The sequence below is a fragment of the Novosphingobium sp. genome (assembly GCF_032093395.1).
Taxonomy (GTDB): Bacteria; Pseudomonadota; Alphaproteobacteria; order Sphingomonadales; family Sphingomonadaceae; genus Novosphingobium.
In genome coordinates, this window is the sequence record NZ_DAMDBA010000047.1 from 22199 (window position 1) to 39873 (window position 17675).

Annotated in this window: 13 protein-coding genes and 2 pseudogenes; 4 read left to right on the top strand and 11 right to left on the bottom strand. The window is 63.1% G+C overall.

What is annotated here, in order from left to right:
* Positions 1–4: 4 nt before the first annotated feature.
* From RT424_RS15430 to RT424_RS15450, 5 genes are all read right to left on the bottom strand, one after another.
* Complete coding sequence (locus RT424_RS15430; protein WP_313440104.1) at positions 5–481, bottom strand: FKBP-type peptidyl-prolyl cis-trans isomerase; 477 nt, start codon at positions 479–481, stop codon at positions 5–7.
* A complete protein-coding gene (locus RT424_RS15435) occupies positions 478–2034 on the bottom strand; it encodes a S10 family serine carboxypeptidase-like protein (protein ID WP_313440106.1) in 1557 nt (518 codons plus the stop codon). Before RT424_RS15435 ends, RT424_RS15430 begins: the two co-directional genes overlap by 4 nt.
* A gap of 1 nt (position 2035) precedes the next feature.
* Positions 2036–4225, bottom strand: a complete 2190-nt coding sequence (locus RT424_RS15440) for a TonB-dependent receptor (protein WP_313440108.1) — start codon at positions 4223–4225, stop codon at positions 2036–2038.
* A gap of 366 nt (positions 4226–4591) precedes the next feature.
* On the bottom strand, positions 4592–6244 hold the full coding sequence (locus tag RT424_RS15445; protein WP_313440110.1) for a S10 family serine carboxypeptidase-like protein: 1653 nt from the start codon (positions 6242–6244) through the stop codon (positions 4592–4594).
* Between the two features lie 78 nt (positions 6245–6322).
* Positions 6323–7453, bottom strand: a complete 1131-nt coding sequence (locus RT424_RS15450) for a membrane dipeptidase (RefSeq protein WP_313440112.1) — start codon at positions 7451–7453, stop codon at positions 6323–6325.
* Positions 7454–7771: 318 nt separating this feature from the next.
* Here RT424_RS15450 and RT424_RS15455 point away from each other — a divergent pair, with 318 nt between their 5' ends.
* On the top strand, positions 7772–8764 hold the full coding sequence (locus tag RT424_RS15455) for an ornithine cyclodeaminase family protein (protein WP_313440114.1): 993 nt from the start codon (positions 7772–7774) through the stop codon (positions 8762–8764).
* A 16-nt stretch (positions 8765–8780) separates the two neighbouring features.
* Here the strand turns inward: RT424_RS15455 and RT424_RS15460 are convergent, their stop codons facing one another.
* The 4 genes from RT424_RS15460 to RT424_RS15475 are packed head-to-tail and all read right to left on the bottom strand — an operon-like array spanning position 8781 to position 13800.
* Positions 8781–9431: a glutathione S-transferase family protein gene (locus tag RT424_RS15460; protein WP_313440116.1), complete on the bottom strand. Its 651-nt coding sequence runs from the start codon at positions 9429–9431 to the stop codon at positions 8781–8783.
* Positions 9428–10702, bottom strand: coding sequence for an amidohydrolase family protein (locus tag RT424_RS15465; protein WP_313440118.1), 1275 nt, complete (start codon positions 10700–10702; stop codon positions 9428–9430). Before RT424_RS15465 ends, RT424_RS15460 begins: the two co-directional genes overlap by 4 nt.
* A 24-nt stretch (positions 10703–10726) precedes the next feature.
* Positions 10727–12046 carry an MFS transporter gene (locus RT424_RS15470; protein ID WP_313440120.1) on the bottom strand — a complete coding sequence of 440 codons (1320 nt, stop codon included), beginning with the start codon at positions 12044–12046 and terminating at the stop codon, positions 10727–10729.
* Positions 12043–13800, bottom strand: coding sequence for an MOSC domain-containing protein (locus RT424_RS15475; RefSeq protein ID WP_313440122.1), 1758 nt, complete (start codon positions 13798–13800; stop codon positions 12043–12045). The genes RT424_RS15470 and RT424_RS15475 overlap by 4 nt, the downstream gene beginning before the upstream one ends.
* Before the next feature lie 261 nt (positions 13801–14061).
* Here RT424_RS15475 and RT424_RS15480 point away from each other — a divergent pair, with 261 nt between their 5' ends.
* Positions 14062–14451 carry a RidA family protein gene (locus tag RT424_RS15480; protein WP_313440124.1) on the top strand — a complete coding sequence of 130 codons (390 nt, stop codon included), beginning with the start codon at positions 14062–14064 and terminating at the stop codon, positions 14449–14451.
* A gap of 17 nt (positions 14452–14468) precedes the next feature.
* Here the strand turns inward: RT424_RS15480 and RT424_RS15485 are convergent, their stop codons facing one another.
* Complete coding sequence (locus RT424_RS15485) at positions 14469–15494, bottom strand: AraC family transcriptional regulator (RefSeq protein WP_313440126.1); 1026 nt, start codon at positions 15492–15494, stop codon at positions 14469–14471.
* A gap of 274 nt (positions 15495–15768) precedes the next feature.
* On the opposite strand from RT424_RS15485, the gene RT424_RS15490 reads away from it, so the two are divergent.
* A complete protein-coding gene (locus RT424_RS15490) occupies positions 15769–16263 on the top strand; it encodes a nuclear transport factor 2 family protein (RefSeq protein ID WP_313440128.1) in 495 nt (164 codons plus the stop codon).
* Between the two features lie 515 nt (positions 16264–16778).
* Positions 16779–17044: pseudogene (locus RT424_RS15495) on the top strand (NADPH-dependent FMN reductase); the annotation flags it as partial.
* A 193-nt stretch (positions 17045–17237) separates the two neighbouring features.
* On the opposite strand, the pseudogene RT424_RS15500 reads toward RT424_RS15495, so the two are convergent.
* Positions 17238–17675, bottom strand: a pseudogene (locus RT424_RS15500) (hypothetical protein); the annotation flags it as partial.

Here is a 17675-nt window from a genome sequence, read left to right on the forward strand (position 1 = left end):
AAACTCACTCTTTTCCGGGAAGCGCGCGCATCAATGGAGACTGCATCGGCGGCGGCAGTTCTGCAAAGTCGATCAGTTCTATATCGAAGATCAGATCCTTGCCGGCAACCGCCTTGGGGCCGACGGGATAGGCGAATGCCACCGGTACGGTCACGCGCCACCGATCTCCCCGGCGCATGGCTTGCAACACCGCGACGAAGCCCGGAATGCGCCCGCCCAGTGGAAAGATTTCGGTGCCGTCCCCGCGAGCGGCGGTGTCCACGAAGACCGTGCCATCGGCCAGCGTGCCCTTGTACCGGACTTTCACAGCACTATCGCGCGTCGGATGGGATCCAGTGGGATCGCCCTGATGCAACACCTGATACGCGATGGCAGGCAGCGTGATCGTGGGCCCACCAGGAACCGGCTCGTCCGCGCGGGCCCAGACCTGCACCGGGCCTGCGAGGCCGATCAGCAGGATGGCAGCGAGCAAGGCTCTCACTTCGTCGGGCCGCAAGCGGCGGCGTCCGGCTCATCATGCGTGGCGAACGACCGCACGAAATCGGTCACTTCGCGCGTCGGCAGCAGAAAATGTCCGCCGTCGAAGTATTGCGTGGTGACACGATCCCGCGGAACATCCGTCTGAGCCAGAGTGTATTCGGTCGTCCCCATGTTGGTCAGGGTATCGTAGCGGCCCTGCAGAACCCCAAGCCGCAGGCAATTTTGCCCGCGCATGGCGGCGGACAATACCGTATCCAGCGCGCCCGGCCCGGTGGTGGAGAAATTCCAGTCGCGGACCTCCTTCACCAGATTGGGCGTCAGCACCAGGTAATCGCCATATCCCACGCCCTTGAGATCGCGGCGGACGTAACCGTTCATCGCGGCCTTGAACCCTACCAGTTCACCGTCGAAATCCCTCGAAGGGGCGACGTTCTGCGGCCCGGTTTGCCGACCGTCGTTGCGGTCCAGCACGAGGCCCCGGTCGCGCAGCAGTTCCGCGTTGAAGTCCTCCACGATCAGGGAGCCGCGCTGGCGGAAGTACGATTCAGGAATGCCGATCAGCGCAGGCAATTGCGCGGCGACGCGATCGAAGCGTTCGCGGCTGATCTGATGCCCCTCCATCAGGGCACCGACGTATTCGCCCCTGCCGAAGCGGCGCGCCTTCTCCACCGCCTCGTCCCATGACTGCGTGCGATCAATCTTGCCATGATGCCATGCCATCGACGCCATCATGGACAGGCGCGCCGCCGTGGCTGCCGGATTGGGCAGCTTGCCGCCCTGCCCGTATGTATAGGCCGTGCCCGACAGGATGATCCCGCGCAGGCGCACGGCGGGATCGATGCGCGGAATGTCGCGCGCTAAGGCCACCGCCCGCATGGTCCCATAGCTTTCACCGATGACGAATACCGGCGAATCCATGCGGTCGTTCGTGCGCAACCAGTGGGCGATGAGCCGGGCGATCGATTCCGAATCGCCGTCCACGGACTTGAGCCAGGACATGTCGGCACCGTCTAGCGCCTTGCTGAAGCCGGTATTCGCCGGATCCACGAAGACGATGTCCACGGCATCGATCGGCGATCCCGGATTGTCGACGAGCGTGACCTTCGGGTCTGCGAACCCCGTCTTGTCCAGGCGGGAAAGGATCTTCGGCCCCAGCGCACCCAGATGCATCGGCGCCGAGCTTCCGCCCGGTCCGCCATTGAAGGCGAACAGGACGGGGCGCGGTGCATCCCCCGGCCTGCCTTTCGCGATATAGGCAATCGTCACCAGCGAGGCCGCCGGAGCGCCCCTGTCGCTTTCCAGCAGGGTACGGGAAATGACCGCGTGATAGGCCACCCGCTTTCCGTTGAAGCTGCCGACATGATCGGTCTCCGCGGCTTCACCGGCCCCCGTTTCCGCAACGCGAAGGTGCTGGGCAGGTTCGGTCGGAGCAGCCTGCGCATAGGCAGCCTGTCCTCCGCAAAGGCCCGTCACCACCGTGACCAGCCACAACGCCAGGTTGTTCCGACGAAGTGAAACGCCACCAAGGGTGCGGCCGGGCACGGTCGTTGTCATCTCAGAAGCTCTTCGCCACGGTGAAGCCATAAGTCGTAGGTTGCAGGAACACCGCATTGGGTACCACGACGCCGTTGCGGTTAGTCGCGGTGATTACGCCGCGTTCGTCGAACAGGTTACGCACGTAGGCATTGATCTGCACGCCTGCCTTGTCGAACGATGCGCCGAACCGCAGATCGACCACGGAATAGCTCGGCATGCTGATGCGGGGACGCAGAGCACCCGCGCTGGTCGACGTGAATTCGGAGTACCGCTGGCCGACGTAGCTCAGATTTCCGCCAAGGAAGACTGTAGTTTCGTCGCTGAGCCTGAAATCCTGCTGAACCGAGAGGTTCGCCGTGAACCGTGCGCTGTAGGGCAGCCGATCGCCTGCCTTGCCGTTGAGCACGGTGGCACCGGCGACGCCGGGTATGTCGCGAACCAGCTTGGCGTCAAGGACCGTCGCGTTCGCATCCAGAACAAAGCCTTCCCATGGCTTGACGGTCATAGCCGCCTCGATACCGCGCGACCGTGCCTTGCTGGCATTGGTGAAATACGTGAAGTTCGAAGGAACGGCCGTGTTCTGCAACTGAATGTCGTCCCAGTCGATCTGGAAGGCGCTGACGTCGATCGATAGCAGTCGATCGAAGATATAGCCCTTCAGGCCCAGTTCGTAGTTCGTCACGGAGTCGGACTTGTAAGTCTCGACAGGTGCGACCGACGTGTTCGGGCCGCCGGGGCGGTAGCCGGTGGCAATGCGGCCATAGACCATGAGATCGTCGTTGATGTGGTAGCTGGGCGAGACGAGCCAGGTGAAGGCATCTTCCTTGGACTTGCGGACCGGGTTCTGCCGGGTCAGTCCCAGAACGGCCGCAGCCCTGCTATCGACGACGGCTTGCGAGAAGTAGGTCTGACGGTTCTGCGCATAGCGCCCACCGAACTGCACGTCGAACTTGTCCGACAGGTGTACCGTCACCGCGCCGAACGCGGCCTTTTCCTGGTAGCTGGACGGACCGCTGCTGGAAAAGGGCACGAGCACGAACGCGCCGCTGTTATCGTAGACGGCCAGTTCCTGAGCAATGGCCGCGTGCTCCTTGGTATAGAAACCGCCGACCATCCAGTCGAATGCCTTGTTCTCTCCGCTCAGCCTGAGTTCCTGCGAAAATTTCGTCGAGCTGTCGCCATTGGCGATGATGACGTTTCCGCCCGGTGCATAGATCGGCAGCAGATAAGGGAAAGTCGTCGTGACATCGCTGTTGGCAACGCTCTCGCTTTCGCCCCAGGCCGAGATCGACGTGACCTTTACCGCATCGAGATCAAGCTCTCCCCGGACAGTGTAAAGCGAATATTTGCTCTCGCCGCTGGCAGGTGCAAGGCTGTTTGCATAGTCGCCGAAAACGGACGTGAAATTGGTCGGCGTCGCGGGAACCGAGCATTCGGGGCAGACCCGCTCGGTCGTGCCGTAGGCGGTGTCCTGTCGTTGACGAAGCGCGGAGGCGACGATGGTGAGGTCGTCAATCGGCTTGACCAGCAGCGAGGCGCGGCCGCCCCAGGTCTTGACGGTATTGGCATTGTCGCGCGGAAGCGTCGCGGCGGTCGTTCTGACGTTGTCGATCCAGCGCGGGTCATCCCGGTAATACCCGCTGACACTCAACGCCACCCGGTCTTCGATCAGCGGGACGTTCAGGCTTCCGCGACCGGACCAGCCGAGATCGCCGCCCTTCGGAACATTCGCGCCCATCTCCACGCGACCGGAAAATTCCTGGAGATCCGGCTGGGTCGTTACGTACTTGATGATACCGCCAAGGCTGGACGCCCCGTAGAGCGTCCCCTGGGGGCCACGCAGGACTTCGATACGCGCAAGCGTCGCGGGGTCGAAGTCGGGGATGGGCTGCTGGCCTTGGAATGTGGAGGAACCGAATTGCACGTCGTCGATGACGATGGAAACCGTCGGGTTCGTGGTACCTCCTGAAGCGACACCGCGCAAGGACAGGTTCGTCACGCGGTTGCCTGCATATTGCAGGCCCGGAATGCGCGAAAAGTAGTCGCTTATGCGAACGAGATTTTGTTCTACCAGTGTTTCCGACGTGACCGCGGTGATCGAGACCGGCACGTCGAGAAGACGCTCCTGTCGCTTCTGTGCAGTGACGACGATATCTGAACTCCCACCATGCTCAGCAGGCGAAGATTGCGCGAACGCGGTGGTCGGCAAAACGAATGCAAACGTGGAACCCAGGGCGAGAAGGCGGCAGCGACTACGGAACGACATATAACCCCCATGATTTTTTCTGTGAGACATATGGTCACGAAGCCCGTGTGACATTCAACGGCGAACATTGTGCGCGGGTGCACGACGTTTGCGCAACTTTGCAAAACGACACACGATTGAATGCGGTGGAGAAGGAACAGGAGAAAAGGACGATGCGAACGCGGATTCGTGCAGCGAATCTCCTGCGGACCCGCAGCTTCTGAGGGCCGTTCCTTCCCAAGGTGCGCAGATGCCAGTGTTCACCCGCGGAAGCGCCGGGGCTCCGCGGATAGTACGCTAAAATGCACATGCCGTGCTTCAGTCGGGGCGTCAGGGCCTGCTGGTGATGAACGCGCGAACGTCGTCGGCGAAAGCCTTCGCGGTGTCGCCGAGATACAGCATGTGACCGGATTCATAATTGCGCGTGGTGATGCGATCGATTGGAACGCGGCCCCGTGCCAACTGCTTCTGCGCCGCCAGGGGCGTGGTCACCATGTCGTAGTAGCCCGAGGCGACGAGAACCCGCAATTTCGGCGTGCGACGCATGGCGACGGCAAGGTCGGCGGCGAAGTTCTCGCCCGGTGGCGGGCCAACGCGGTCGTAAGTCCACACGAACGAATTCTGCTCGAAATTGATCGCGTTGTAAGGGACCGGCATGTCGACCCCGAGATCCTTGACCAGCATGTCGTGAAATGCGGCGACGAACCCCGGCACATAACGGGCCATCGCCGGATCGTCCGCAACCGGCTCGCCCATGCCGCCGTCCAGTGGCAGCGTATACCGGCTGTCATAGTTGCCGGCTGCAAGGCGCTGACTCGCGACGACGCGCTTCAGGAACTCGCCGGTGGACGGGGCGCGGAACCTGTTCGCGATCCAGTCCTTCGCGGGGATGCCCGTCCAGCTTTCCAGCTTGGCGGCCAGATCGGCCTGTCGCTCGGCGGGGAGGGCGCCATGGTCGAAATCGAACACCGCGTCCGCATAGTCACCGGCGGCGAAAGCCCTGGCCCCTTCGTATATCTGAGCCGTGGTTCGGCCTGCCCGGTCGATCCCGCCATGATAGGCCGCGGTCACGGCCATGCTGGGAAGCGCGTCGCCAAGCCCGCGGTTCGGGGCTGCCGCGTCCGGCGGGGCAGGTTGCTCCCGAGGCGAATTCAAGGCAGTCCCGGCGATGATGACGCCGTCCACGGTGATGCCGCGCATCACTCCGGTATAGGTCGGCCCGCCCATCAGCGCACGGGGCAGCACCGCCGCACGGATGGTTCCGTAGCTTTCGCCCATGAGATACTTGGGCGCATTCCATCGCCCATTCTTCGTCAGCCACAATTCGATGAACCGCGCCACCGAATCCGCATCGGCATCCACGTTGGTGAAGTCCTGCTGCCGCGCACTGCCGACCGGGCGACTGTATCCGGTCCCCACAGGATCGATGAAGACCAGATCGGCTACGTCGAGAACGCTTAAAGAATTGTCCTGATATCCGAATGGCGGCGAGTTGCTGGGATTGACTTCATTGTCCAGCACGACCCTTTTCGGCCCGATCACGCCCATCTGCAGCCAGATCGACGAAGACCCCGGCCCTCCGTTGAAAACGAAGAGCACCGGGCGCGACGCCTTGGGCGCGTCCGCGACATAGGCGAACGAGAAGAAGCGCGCCGTCGGCTCCCCGCTGATGTTCGTGATGTAGGTTTCGCCTGCGGTCGCGGTATACTTCACCCGCTTGCCGCCGATCGTCACGGCATGCCGGGTAACGAACTGGCGCGGTTCCGGCAGTTCGGAAAACGATACGGGTTTTTCGTTGACCCGGCTGGCGACGGGCGGCGCAAAAGAAGGTCGCGCGTTCGCTCCCGGCACCGCCACCGCTGGCGGCGCGGCCTGTTCTTGTGCCTTGTTTGGAGCCGAGGATGACGCGCCTTGCGGCGCCGCCCAGCAAACCGTGGGGACCGCCAGCGCCGCCATCAACCCGTTCAGTGAAAATCTACGCATCCCGGCTACCACCGCCTGTCCTATTCCAGCTACGCCGTTGAAGATGCAGGCGGCGATCCACGCGCCGCCTGCATCCCTTTACGCCCCCCAGACGTCTCGGGCGAAGCGGCCAAAATTGCCGCCCATGATCTTGCCGATCAGCGCGGAGCCATGTCCACGGCGTGCGAGCTTGTCCGCGATCACCCGGAACTGGTTTGTATCGGCCAAATCGGCTGCGAACCGGGGAACGTTCGGATCCTCCCCCGGCGCGGAGATGCCCAACTTGCGCCGCTCGGCGATGATGCGACCATATTCCGCCATGTACTTCGGCATGTCGTCGATCGGGCTGACGACATTGTCCGTACCGATCCCGACATGATCCTCGCCGCACAGCTTGATGGCGTATTCGATGTGGGCGACCACGTCGTCACCGGTAATCCGCCGGCCGATCGCCAGATAAGGCATCGTGTAAATGCCGATATAACCGCCCTTTTCGGCAACCGTTCGCAGTTCCTCGTCCGACTTGTTGCGCGGCGACGGGGTCAGCCCTGCGCAGGCGGTGTGATTGATCGAGATCGGCAGCTTGGTGAAGCGGGCGGCATCGAGGCAGGTGTTGCGCCCGCTGTGCGACAGATCGACCATCATCTTCAGCGCATGGCCGCGCTCGATCACTTCGCGCCCGAGCGCGGTCAGCCCCGTATCGGTTTCCACCAGTCCGCCGCAACCCAGCAGGTTCTGGCCATTGTAGGTGAGCTGGAAGGAGCGCAGGCCAAGATTGTGCAGAATGTCCAGCCGATCGACCCGATCGCCGATCGCCGCTCCGTTCTGCAGCGCCAGGATGACGCCCAGTTTCCGCGCGCGCCTGGCAGCGAGAATATCCGAAGCATTCTGGACCGGCAGCAGGCTTGCGGCCTTCTCGGAAAATATCGTGCGCCACTGCGCCATGTCGCGCACGGTCTGCTCGAAATAATCGGTGCCCTTTTCGGGAACGACACCGCTTGCGGTCAGGACCGTTGCGCTCAGACCGGCAGCGATGTTGTCGCGAATGGCCCGATCCGACGCCGCGGCTTCGGGCGCAGCCGGAGCGTTCGGATCGACAAGCCCGCCCATGGTGTTCACCACGACGAAATCTTCAAGCGGATCACGCGCTTTGGGAGCGGCGGCCGCCACGCTGCGGATCGGCAACACTCCCGCCGACATCAACGCGGCTACCATGGTCCTGCGCTGCATGACTTTCCCTTCTCAACATGATGGCAAAAACGATGGAGTTTCACACTGGCGCTCACATCGATACGAACTTAAGCATTTCCACGCGAACTTGGTCAAGCTGTTTAGCCAAGGCACGCGATAGTGATAAAATCGTTTCACAACCCTATCGGCGCGGCGGCCTGCGATTGACGCCCTAATTGCGGACATGCATAGTCGCCCCCGCGACCGATCGGATACGACGGCCTCGCCCAATCTCGATCCGAATGCCGACGGGCGATCTGCCGCTGAAGGCGATCGATACCGCCACTTTGCCCCTCACATGATTCATGGACTGCATCAATGCTTGTTAACGGCGATGACAACGTCACGGGTTCTACTTTGCCTCACTACTCGGCGGCTCATGTCGCTCGACTGCTCGATACTGCGGGATGCATCGGTGCAGTACGGCAGGCGATGGCGGATTATACCGCATCCGGGATGGAGCAGCCGCTGCGGCAGATCGCTACGCTGGAAGGCGGCAAGATGCTTGCCAGCATGCCTGGCATGTTGGCGGCACCCCATGGGCTGGGGGCAAAACTCATCACCGTTTTCCCCGATCCTGCCCGGTCCGGCCGTGCGGCGCATCGCGGCGTGGTGGTCCTGTTCGATCGCGATAACGGCGAGCCGGTCTGCCTTGCCGATGCCGGTGAAATCACCGAGCGCCGAACCGCCGCTGCCAGCGCCGTGGCGACAGCGGCCCTGGCGCGCAGCGATGCCCGCAGGCTGCTGGTCATGGGCACCGGGTTGCAGGCGCGCAGTCATGTCCACGCGATCTCTCAGGTGCGAAAGCTCGACGAGATCGCGCTCTGGGGCCGAAACCCCGACACGGCGGAAATGCTCGCCAAGGCGTTGAGCGCCGAGACGGGCATCCCCGTCCGCGCGGTGACGGACGCCCGCAGCGCAACGGCGCACGCGGACATCGTCTGCACTGTCACCTCTTCCGCCACACCAGTGCTGTTCAGCGAATGGGTACGACCGGGAACGCATATCAACCTTGTGGGGTCCAGTTATGCAGGGCCGGTCGAGGTCGACAACGAACTCGTGGCCCGCGCCCGCTATGTTGCGGATACGCGGCGTTCGGTCCTCGCGGCGGGAGCGGAGTTTCTCGCCGCACGCGATGCAGGCCTGATCGACGATACGCACATCGTCGCGGAAATCGGCGAAGTCCTCCTGGGGACGGTCGCCGGAAGGCGGAACCCGGAGGAGGTGACGATCTACAAGTCGCTCGGCCACGTGGTGCAGGACCTGGCCGCGACGCAATACGTCCATGCCCGCGCGGGAGCAAATCGTTAGCGCGGAAACGACGCGTTCACTCCGATGCGGCATGGCGGTCAAACGTGGCGATCTGTTCCTGAAGCGCGCGTTGGAATGCGGGCCGCGCTTCGCATCGCGCCCGATAGGCGACCAGCGCGGGCAGGTCCGCCTCCAGCCCGGCCTGCGCAACGATGCGCAGAACCGTCACCATCAAGATGTCAGCCGCGCTGAAACGGGCGCACAGAAACTCCCGATCCGCGAGGACGGCATCGACTTCCGCGAACCGGGTACGCACCCGCTGTTCCGCCTCCGGGCGACGCCGCCGACGTTCGTTCTCGTCGGTCATCACGAAGTCGATTTCCGCCAGAGTGCGCACGGGCGGCTCCACCGTGTTGAGCGCGGCAAACATCCAGGTGAAGGTTTCCGCCCGACCGGCCAGGTCACGCGGCAGCAAGGCCTCGTCGGTTTCGGCGATATGCAGAACGATCGCCCCGGACTCGAACAGCGTCAGGCCGTCTTCCTGATAGACCGGCATCTGGCCGAAAGGCTGATAGCGACGAAAAGTGGGCGTGCCCAGTTCCGCGCGGTCCACCACCCATTCCTCGTAATCGAGGCCCGCTTCCCTGAGTGCCCAGCGGACGCGCAGATCCCGCGGCATTCCCCGCGCGAACTCCGGTACGGCGCGCAGAACGGTCAGGCGTCTCATGCCGCGTTCACCTCGGCACCCATGCGGGGAGATGGCAAGGCTCCGCGCACGATGCGCCCACCCTTGAGGACCGCGCGGATGCCGCTGCCGCCGTCAGCCAGCAGGCGGATATCGTCGATCGGGTTGCCGTCCACCACCAGCAGATCTGCATATCGCCCAGCGCGAACACTGCCGAAGTCTTCGTCCCGCATCATCATCCGTGCGTTCACGGAGGTGGCCGAGCGGAGCGCGGACAGGCTTCCGTCGATCGCCGCCCGCAAGTTCAACTCGTTACTTTCCGAACCGTGAAGCATTCCGAACAGGTCGGTGCCGAAGCCCATCTCCACGCCTTCGGCAGCGCAGACAGCCACCGATCGGATCGCCTCGTCGGTGACGGTCTTCGCCTTTTCGATCGCCCAGTCCGGCAGCGGCGCTCCGTCCTTCGTCATCGCATCGTAGGCCGACAGGGTGGGAACCACGAAGGCGCCTGCCCCGATGATGTCGGCGGTGACCTCCTGGTTAACGCCAAGGCCGTGTTCGATCGATCGCACGCCCAGCGTGGCGCAGCGGCGGATCGAGTTGGTGCTGAGCGCATGGGCCATGACATACGTGCGGCGCCGCTCCGCCTCTTCCACGGCGGCGAGGATCTCCGCATCCGTGAACTGATCCATCCAGATCGGATCGCTTGGCGACAACACCCCGCCACTGACGAAGATCTTGATGTGATGAACGCCTGCGCGCAGATGCTGGCGCACCACGCGGCGCACATCGTCCGGCCCGTCCACGACTTGCGACAGATAACCGGCGTAAGGGCTGCAATCGCAGATGGTGAAGCCGGACGAAAAGTCGCCATGCCCGCCGGTCTGCGACAGCGCCTTTCCAGCCACGAACAGCCGCGGCCCGTCGATCAGCCCTTCTTCGGTCGCGACTACAAGGCCCGGATCGGCGCCGCCCGCATCCCGCACGGTCGTGAACCCTGCAGACAATGCCGTTTCCAGCAGCTGGCGCGCAAACTGGGCAATGTGCGAAGGCAGCATTGCGTCGATCTTGCCCGGATCCAGACTGGGACTGTTGCAGTGAAAGTGCGCATCGATCAGGCCGGGCATGATCGTCATGCCGTTCAGATCGACCACCTTTTCATCCTGGGTTGCAGGACGATCGTTTTCCACCGACACGATGCGCCCCGCTTCAATGGCGATACGGTGGCGGTTGTCGCCGTGCCAGGTCTCACCATCAAACAGGCGGCAATTGCCAAGGATCGTCGGTTCGGCGCGAAGCATAAGATCGGTCATCCGTAAGGTCAGTGTATGATGATGTCAGGCAGTCGCGGCGAAGCGTCGGGCCCGCGCTCCGGCTGCCAGAAACAGGGCGAGGCCCGCGATGCTCGACGATCCGCAGGTGATCGCGATCGACATGCCCAGCGCCATCGGGTCCGCGAAGACGCGATCGGTGAAGATGCCGACCGCAAGCGGTCCGATCCCCGCAGCGCCAAGTGCCAGAATGATGTTCAGGATCACCATCATGCGCGCAACGGCATCCGATGGCGCGGCCAGCTGTATCGGCGTGGGCAAGAGGGCGATGATCATGCTCGATGCGGCGATGCTCAGGGCGAAAAGCGAAAGGATCGGAATCACCCCGCCTGCGAAGGGTGCGAGCGAGGCGGTGACGATCAGGCTGCCGGTCGCAGCTGCCAGCAGCGCGATGATCCGGCGCAGCGGATCGCGGGCGCCGCTGGTCAGGACCGCCGCCCCGGTCGCCCCGCCGATACCGGCCACGATATACAGCGGCCCGATCAGCGCACCGGCGGCGCCCGGACTAAGGCCCATGACGCGGATCAGAAACGTCGGCATCCACGCCATCTGGGCGTACATGGGGACGCAGGCCATCGTGCTGGCAAGGAACATGAGCGCGAAGAAGCCGCGCCGACCGGCGATTGTCTTTCGCAGGGGCTCGACTTTGGGGCGTACGGACGACACCGCCAGACGGGCGCGGCGCGGTTCATGCACGCACAACCACATCACCGCAGCCAGAATCAGGCCCGGCGCGCCGACGATCACGAAGACCATGCGCCACGGCGCGATGCCGCCGAGATCGCGCGTTGCCAGCCATACCAGCAGCGGCCCGCCGCCGAGCAGCGCCACACCCATGCCGATGTAGGGGCCGACCATGAACAGGGCCGTCGCGCGGGACATCAACTGGCGCGGAAAGCGATCGCGGATCAGGGAAAGTGCGGCGGGGGTCAGTCCGGCCTCTCCCATTGCGGTCAGTGCACGACTGGCCAGCAGGCTCGCGAAGGCGCCTGCCAGGGCACAGCTCATCGTGGCGACCGACCAGATCGCGATGCACCATGAGGTGATGCGGACGCGATCGCCCCGGTCGAGGAGTATCGCCAGCGGCACCCCCATGAGCGCATGGCACGCGGAGAACGCAAAGCCCTGGAGAAGGCCGATCTCCACGTCCGACAAGCCGAGATCGGCCTTCAACGGCTCGACCAGGATGCTGACGACCTGCTTGTCGAGATAGGCGAACGTGAAGCAGACCATCAGGAACACGGTGAGCAGCCAGGCCTGCCGGGGCACGGCCTTTTCCACCTCCGGTACGATCGGAGCGGCATCGACAGGCACGGTTGCGTTCACAGATCGACTTTCAACAGCGCGCTCGCCGGGCGGGCGCAGCAAAGCAGGATGGAGCCTTCCGGCGGCTCTGCGCCGGGCGGCACCGCATATTCGATCCGGCCTTCGACCACGTGCGCCGCGCAGGCACCACACGTGCCGGAACGGCAGCCGAAATCAGGCGAAAGGCCCGCCGCTTCCGCGGCATCGAGCAGGCTTGCTCCGCCTTCGGCCTGCCATTCGACGGTCAGGCCGCTGCGAACGAAGTCGATGCGCGCCGATTCCATCGACGGCGCCGCGCCCTCTGCACGGGCCGCCGCTTCGAAGGTTTCGGAGCGAATGAAGTGATCGGGCACCCCCAGATCGACAAGCCAGGCGCGGACGTTTTCCTCGAAAGCCCTTGGCCCGCATACGTAGAACTCGCGGCTGCGACCGCTGAGTTCGATCTGTTTGCCCACCAGCGTATAGTGCGACGTCTGATCGACCAGCGCCTTCAGGCTTTCGCGATCGATGCGGCCGGAGGCATGGTAATCCAGGCCCTCCCGGTCTTCAGGCCGCGGCTGGCTGTAGTGGATGCGGCTTTCGAACTGCGGGTCGCGCGCCAGCAGGCGCTCCACTTCCTCGCGGAACAAGTGTGTGTCGCCGTTGCGGGTGCAATGTATCCAGGTGACCGGCAGCACGAAGCGGCTTTCGCCATGCGCGCGCAGCATCGCCACCACCGGCGTCACGCCGATGCCGGCGCTGATCAGGACGACCGGCCGGATCGGCGAGCGATCGAGCACGAAACGCCCCGCGGGCGGGCGCGCATCCACGATATGGCCTTCGCGCAAGGTATCGCAGATGAAGGCCGAACCGATCCCGCCTTCGACGCGCTTCACCGAAAGGCGATAGCCATCCTCCACCCCGCCGAAGTCGGAAAGGCTCCATGTGCGCGTGGCGTCGCCGCCATCGGCCTGGGGCACGCGCACCGTCAGGAATTGTCCGGCGCGGTAGGAAGCCACCGGCAGGCCGTCCTGCGGCATCAACCGCAGAGAAACCACGCCGTCCACCTCCTCGCGCCGTTCGGCCACGATGAAGGGGCGCCATCCGGTCCAGCGGTTCTGCCGCGTCAGCCCCTCGTCGCGCATATGCTCGGCGGTACGCAGCAGCATCTCGCGGCTCTGGTTGGCGATCCGCGGGGTTGCCGCCACGCGCTCCAGCAACTCGACTTCGGTGGAGGCGGCGCGATCGTGGAGCCTGGCCAGTTCGGTGATGGTGATGTTTTCGGGAAACGGGCTTTCGCTGGTGATCGTCTCGCCCGCAGCGATGTAGCCTGGTTCGATCACGCGCAGGTAGAACCCCAGCCCGCCCACCTGCACGAGCCGGTTAAGCACGGAAGCTGGCTTGCCAAGCCGCCATGCCATTTTCATGCAGGGAATGCGCGGTCCGGTGACTTCCAGCACGACGCCGCCGCTGAAGCGCAGCAGGTCACCGACCCGGACCTTGTCCTCATCGAACTGGGTAAGCGTGATGTTTTCGCCCCAGAAGCAGAGCGGCCAGGCGTCGCCATCGATCTCCAGATCGCGCCGCCAATACTCGTAACGCTCGAACGGAAAGGCATAGACGCTCTCGGTATGGACCGCCAGTTCATTGCCCTCCGGGCCATCGGGGCCGAAATGGAGCGGCACCGGCGAGGGATCTCGAACGAGGGCTGTCATGATCTTGACCCCGTTCATCTCTACGAGCCGAGGCTTGGCGGTGCTGACGGCCAGCACTTGCGCCTTCGCTATACTACTCATCAGGTTTCCAAGCTTTCCACTAGCCGCTCCGATGGCGGGACCGGAGCCAGACACCCTATTCCCAATTCCGCCACTGTCTTCACCGATCCGCACGGTGATTGTGCAAGATTGCCTGCGGCACCGCCCATTGGATCGATTTTGTGCAATTCGGCGCGATCTTTGTGACTCACTGCGAAGCATCCCCGGAATTGTAGGGCTAGGTTCGGCGCGGAAGCGGGAGCGACCTTCGACAAAGGCGCAGATGGACCCGCAGCAGATTTTATGGAGAAGTCGATGGAACTGTTGGGTTCGCCGATACGGACTGCCGCTGGAATCGTCCCGCTGTCAGCGGCAGTGCGCTCGGGCAATTTGATATTCCTGTCGGGGCAACTGGCGCTGCGCGATGGCGCTTTGCAGGGCAGCGACATCGCTGCGCAGACTGGCGTCGTTTTCGATAACATAGAAGTGGTGCTGGCTGACGCCGGCTCCAGCCTCTCGCAGGTCGTCAAGGCAACGATCTGGCTGCGCCAGGCTTCGGATTTCGGTGAGTTCAACCAGCTTTACGCCACCCGTTTCGGCGACCACCGGCCGGCGCGGTCGGCGGTCGTGAGCGAATTGCTGATCGAGGGCGCACTTGTAGAAATCGAGGTAGTGGCTGAAACCGCCGCCTGAAGTGCGCCTCACCTCCGTCACCTCCGAGCTGCGGTCAACGCCGCGGCTCGGTAGGAACGCGGCGTCTCGCCGAATTCATCCTTGAAGGCTCGGGCGAAGCTCGATTGCGATGAAAACCCCACTTCCTGAGACACCTCGAATACGGAAAGATTCGTTGCCACGACCAGTTCCGCCGCACGGCGCAGGCGCAGCTTTTTTCGGTAGCTGCACGGAGACATCCCGAACCGTTCATGGAAGCCGGCTGCAAGCTTGTTACGGTTCAGGCCGACCCGCCTGCAGATATCACGGATAGAGGACTGATCGGACACGTCCGTTGCCATCATCATCGCAGCTTGTTCCAGCGCCTGGCTCTGGCGATCGCGCAAGCAGGGTATCATGCGACCGTTCGGACCGTCCAGCAACAGCCAGCTGACGGACAGGCAGGCAAGCTCCGTCAATTTTGCGTCCAGAAAAATGTGGTTCAACCGCTTGTCGACTTTGGGAGAGAGCAACGTGTCCACCGCCTGCCGCTGCTCCGCCGTCATATGAAATTCGATGGCGACTGGTTCATGAAGCCCGCCGCAAGCGAGTGCTCTCACTTCACTCCGCAAGGTCGATCGATCGATCCCGAAGCCCCGTTCCAATTGTTCCATCGACATGGTGATGCCGATGTAACGAAGCGTCGGGCCCGCATGGATGTAGCGCCGCAGACGCGTCCCAGTCGGGCAGATCAATACCACGCCGCGACCTGCGGTGAGATTGTACCTCCCACCGGTGTCTATCAGAAAATCGAATGCCCCTTCGACGATGAACTGCACGGAGACAAGGTTGTCGCTCAATACGTCATCGCAATAGTCCTCTTCCAGCCTCAGGTCGGCGATAGAAGCCGCATAAAGCTGTTTTCCCATGATCAGCCAGGAGCCCTCGGCGTCTACAGCAAGATGGCGCAGTGCAGCGGGAAACGGCCCTTGCACTCTATCAAACCCCTCGGACGGGATTGGCTGTCCGGAAATGGTCGCCATTTCCTTCCAGTTGGCACGCCGATCGCCGCTGTCGGAGTTCATAGCTATGATATCTTTCACTGCAGATGGCATTCGAGGAAGCACAGTACCCTCATCCCCCTGTTCAGGTTCGTGATCAAGCCTGCGACCCCATTGGGAGAAGCGCTTTCGACGTTAGCCAACGATGAACACGAGAACCAGCCAAAGCCGTTGCAAGCGGTCGCATCGGTTACAAACGATGCGGATTCAAGACAGGCGCCTTGCATATCATCCCCGATTGGGATGGTCGAAAACATCACCCGAAATCAGCAGGAGCAACATTGTGAAGACATCGAGGATGATACCCCTGCTGATCGCGGCGCTGATGTTCCGGGGACATGCAGAGGCGGGGTCAGTCAAGCCATACCTTGGATCCGCAACGGACTTTATGGAGATCAGCCAGCTGTTCTCCCGCTACAACACCGCGGTAGACAATGGCGATGGCGGTGCCTGGGCTTCGACCTTCACCCCCGACGGCGTGTTTGAGGACGCGCAACGATGCGTAGTGGGGCACCGCGCACTCGAAGCGCTCGTGGGGTCCAAACCCATGCCGGGCCGGGACACGGAACGCTTCCATATGCAATCGCTAGGCCCCATCGTATACACGGCGCGCAACGCCGCATCGGTCCGGAGTACGATCCTTGTCGTCGAGGCCGCGAGACCCGAGGTCGCACCAAGAAACTGGGTAACGGCCGTCGCAGTAGATACGCTGAAGCGGGTCAAAGGTCAGTGGCTGATTGCCCGCCGTGTCGTTTATAAAGGGTCCCAGGCAGCAGCTGGCGCATGCGCATGAAGCCTGCGACGTTCGTCCGCGCAAAAAGCGCACGGCACTCTGCGGCATCCAGCTCGGACAGCTAACAGCCGCCTCCTGGAGGCTGTCTGGAAAGCGCCTCATAAGGGCATCTCCAGTAATAACCAGCCTTCCCGCCTACCAACCGAACGGGGGCAATCTGCTCGTTGCAGGGCGGGAGCGCGCGCCGCTGCAGCTTGGCGGCCTGCCCTCCTGCCGCGTTGATCTCGAAGCATCGATACCCTAGATATCGTATGATATATGATGTTATATTTTTGATGGCCGCCGGTCTTGCGTCGAAATCGAAATTCCTTGCACCGGCGCTAAACGCGTAGGGCCTCTTTGCACTTTCGGCATGGCCGGAAGAACCCGGTGCGGATGCGGTAGATCCTGCAGAAAGCGAAGCGGGAGACATCATCATTACCGGCTGCCGGACGGCCGTCCGATCGTTGACGCCAGCGGATTCCATTTCTCGCCAGCAAATGCAGCAGAGCGGCAGGGTCGATCTGATCCAGATGCTCGTGCAGGTGTCCGGAGGCTCGCAATCGTTCAACGCGGTCAATTCGCTGCGCCTGCTGGGCCGCTGGATACGGATTTTCACGATCCCGAACAGTCGTCGGTGGCAATGGCGTACAAGAAGTTCGACGAGGACGGCCGGATGCGGGCATCGAGCTATTACGAGCGCATCGTCGAAGTGATGGAGGAACGGGTCCGCTTCACCGTGCTGATGCGGCCACACGCAGTGCAGCTCGTCGACCGCTATTCCGAGCGCAAGGAGGCTGGGCTACCGATAATTCGAAGTGGCGAGATCGCGCGGGGCCCATCTGCCTGTGCTGCAGACTTCCTGCAGCGCGGGCTCGACCGCGCCGAGCCGTTCCATGACCCGGCATGGATCCCAGCCCTCGTGGGCCATGGCGCTCTCGCTTTGGCCATGGGCCCGCCTCGTGAAGCAGCCCTCCAAGGCCGAGAACCAACACCTATTCCTCTTCGGAAAACCGCAGCGCGAGGCGCGCACTGGCGCCGCTCTTGGCGGCAAGCCGGGAGCCGTAGCGCAGCACCGTGCGGGCGTCTCGCCAGCGATAGGCCTGCATGATCGCTGGGAGCCCCTCTCCTGCCGCGAAATTATCCTGCGCCACGCCCACCCGGATCGAGTGCGGCTGCTAGCCAGCCTTCGAGGTCATTCTCGCCCATCTCCCCGAACAAGCCTTTCTCCCAGGCCCGGCGGATCAAGCGCTTGTAGATCAGCGAGATGCTGTTGGGATGTAACCGCTCGCTGCCGATCCGGTCAACCGAGCCACCAAAATGCGTCGTCACCCGCCGGAGCAGCGGCCTTCGGTCGATCTTTGCCGCCGTCCGCCACCGCCGACAAAGCGGACCTAATGGTAGCTCGATAAGTCGGCAAAATCCGGGATTGT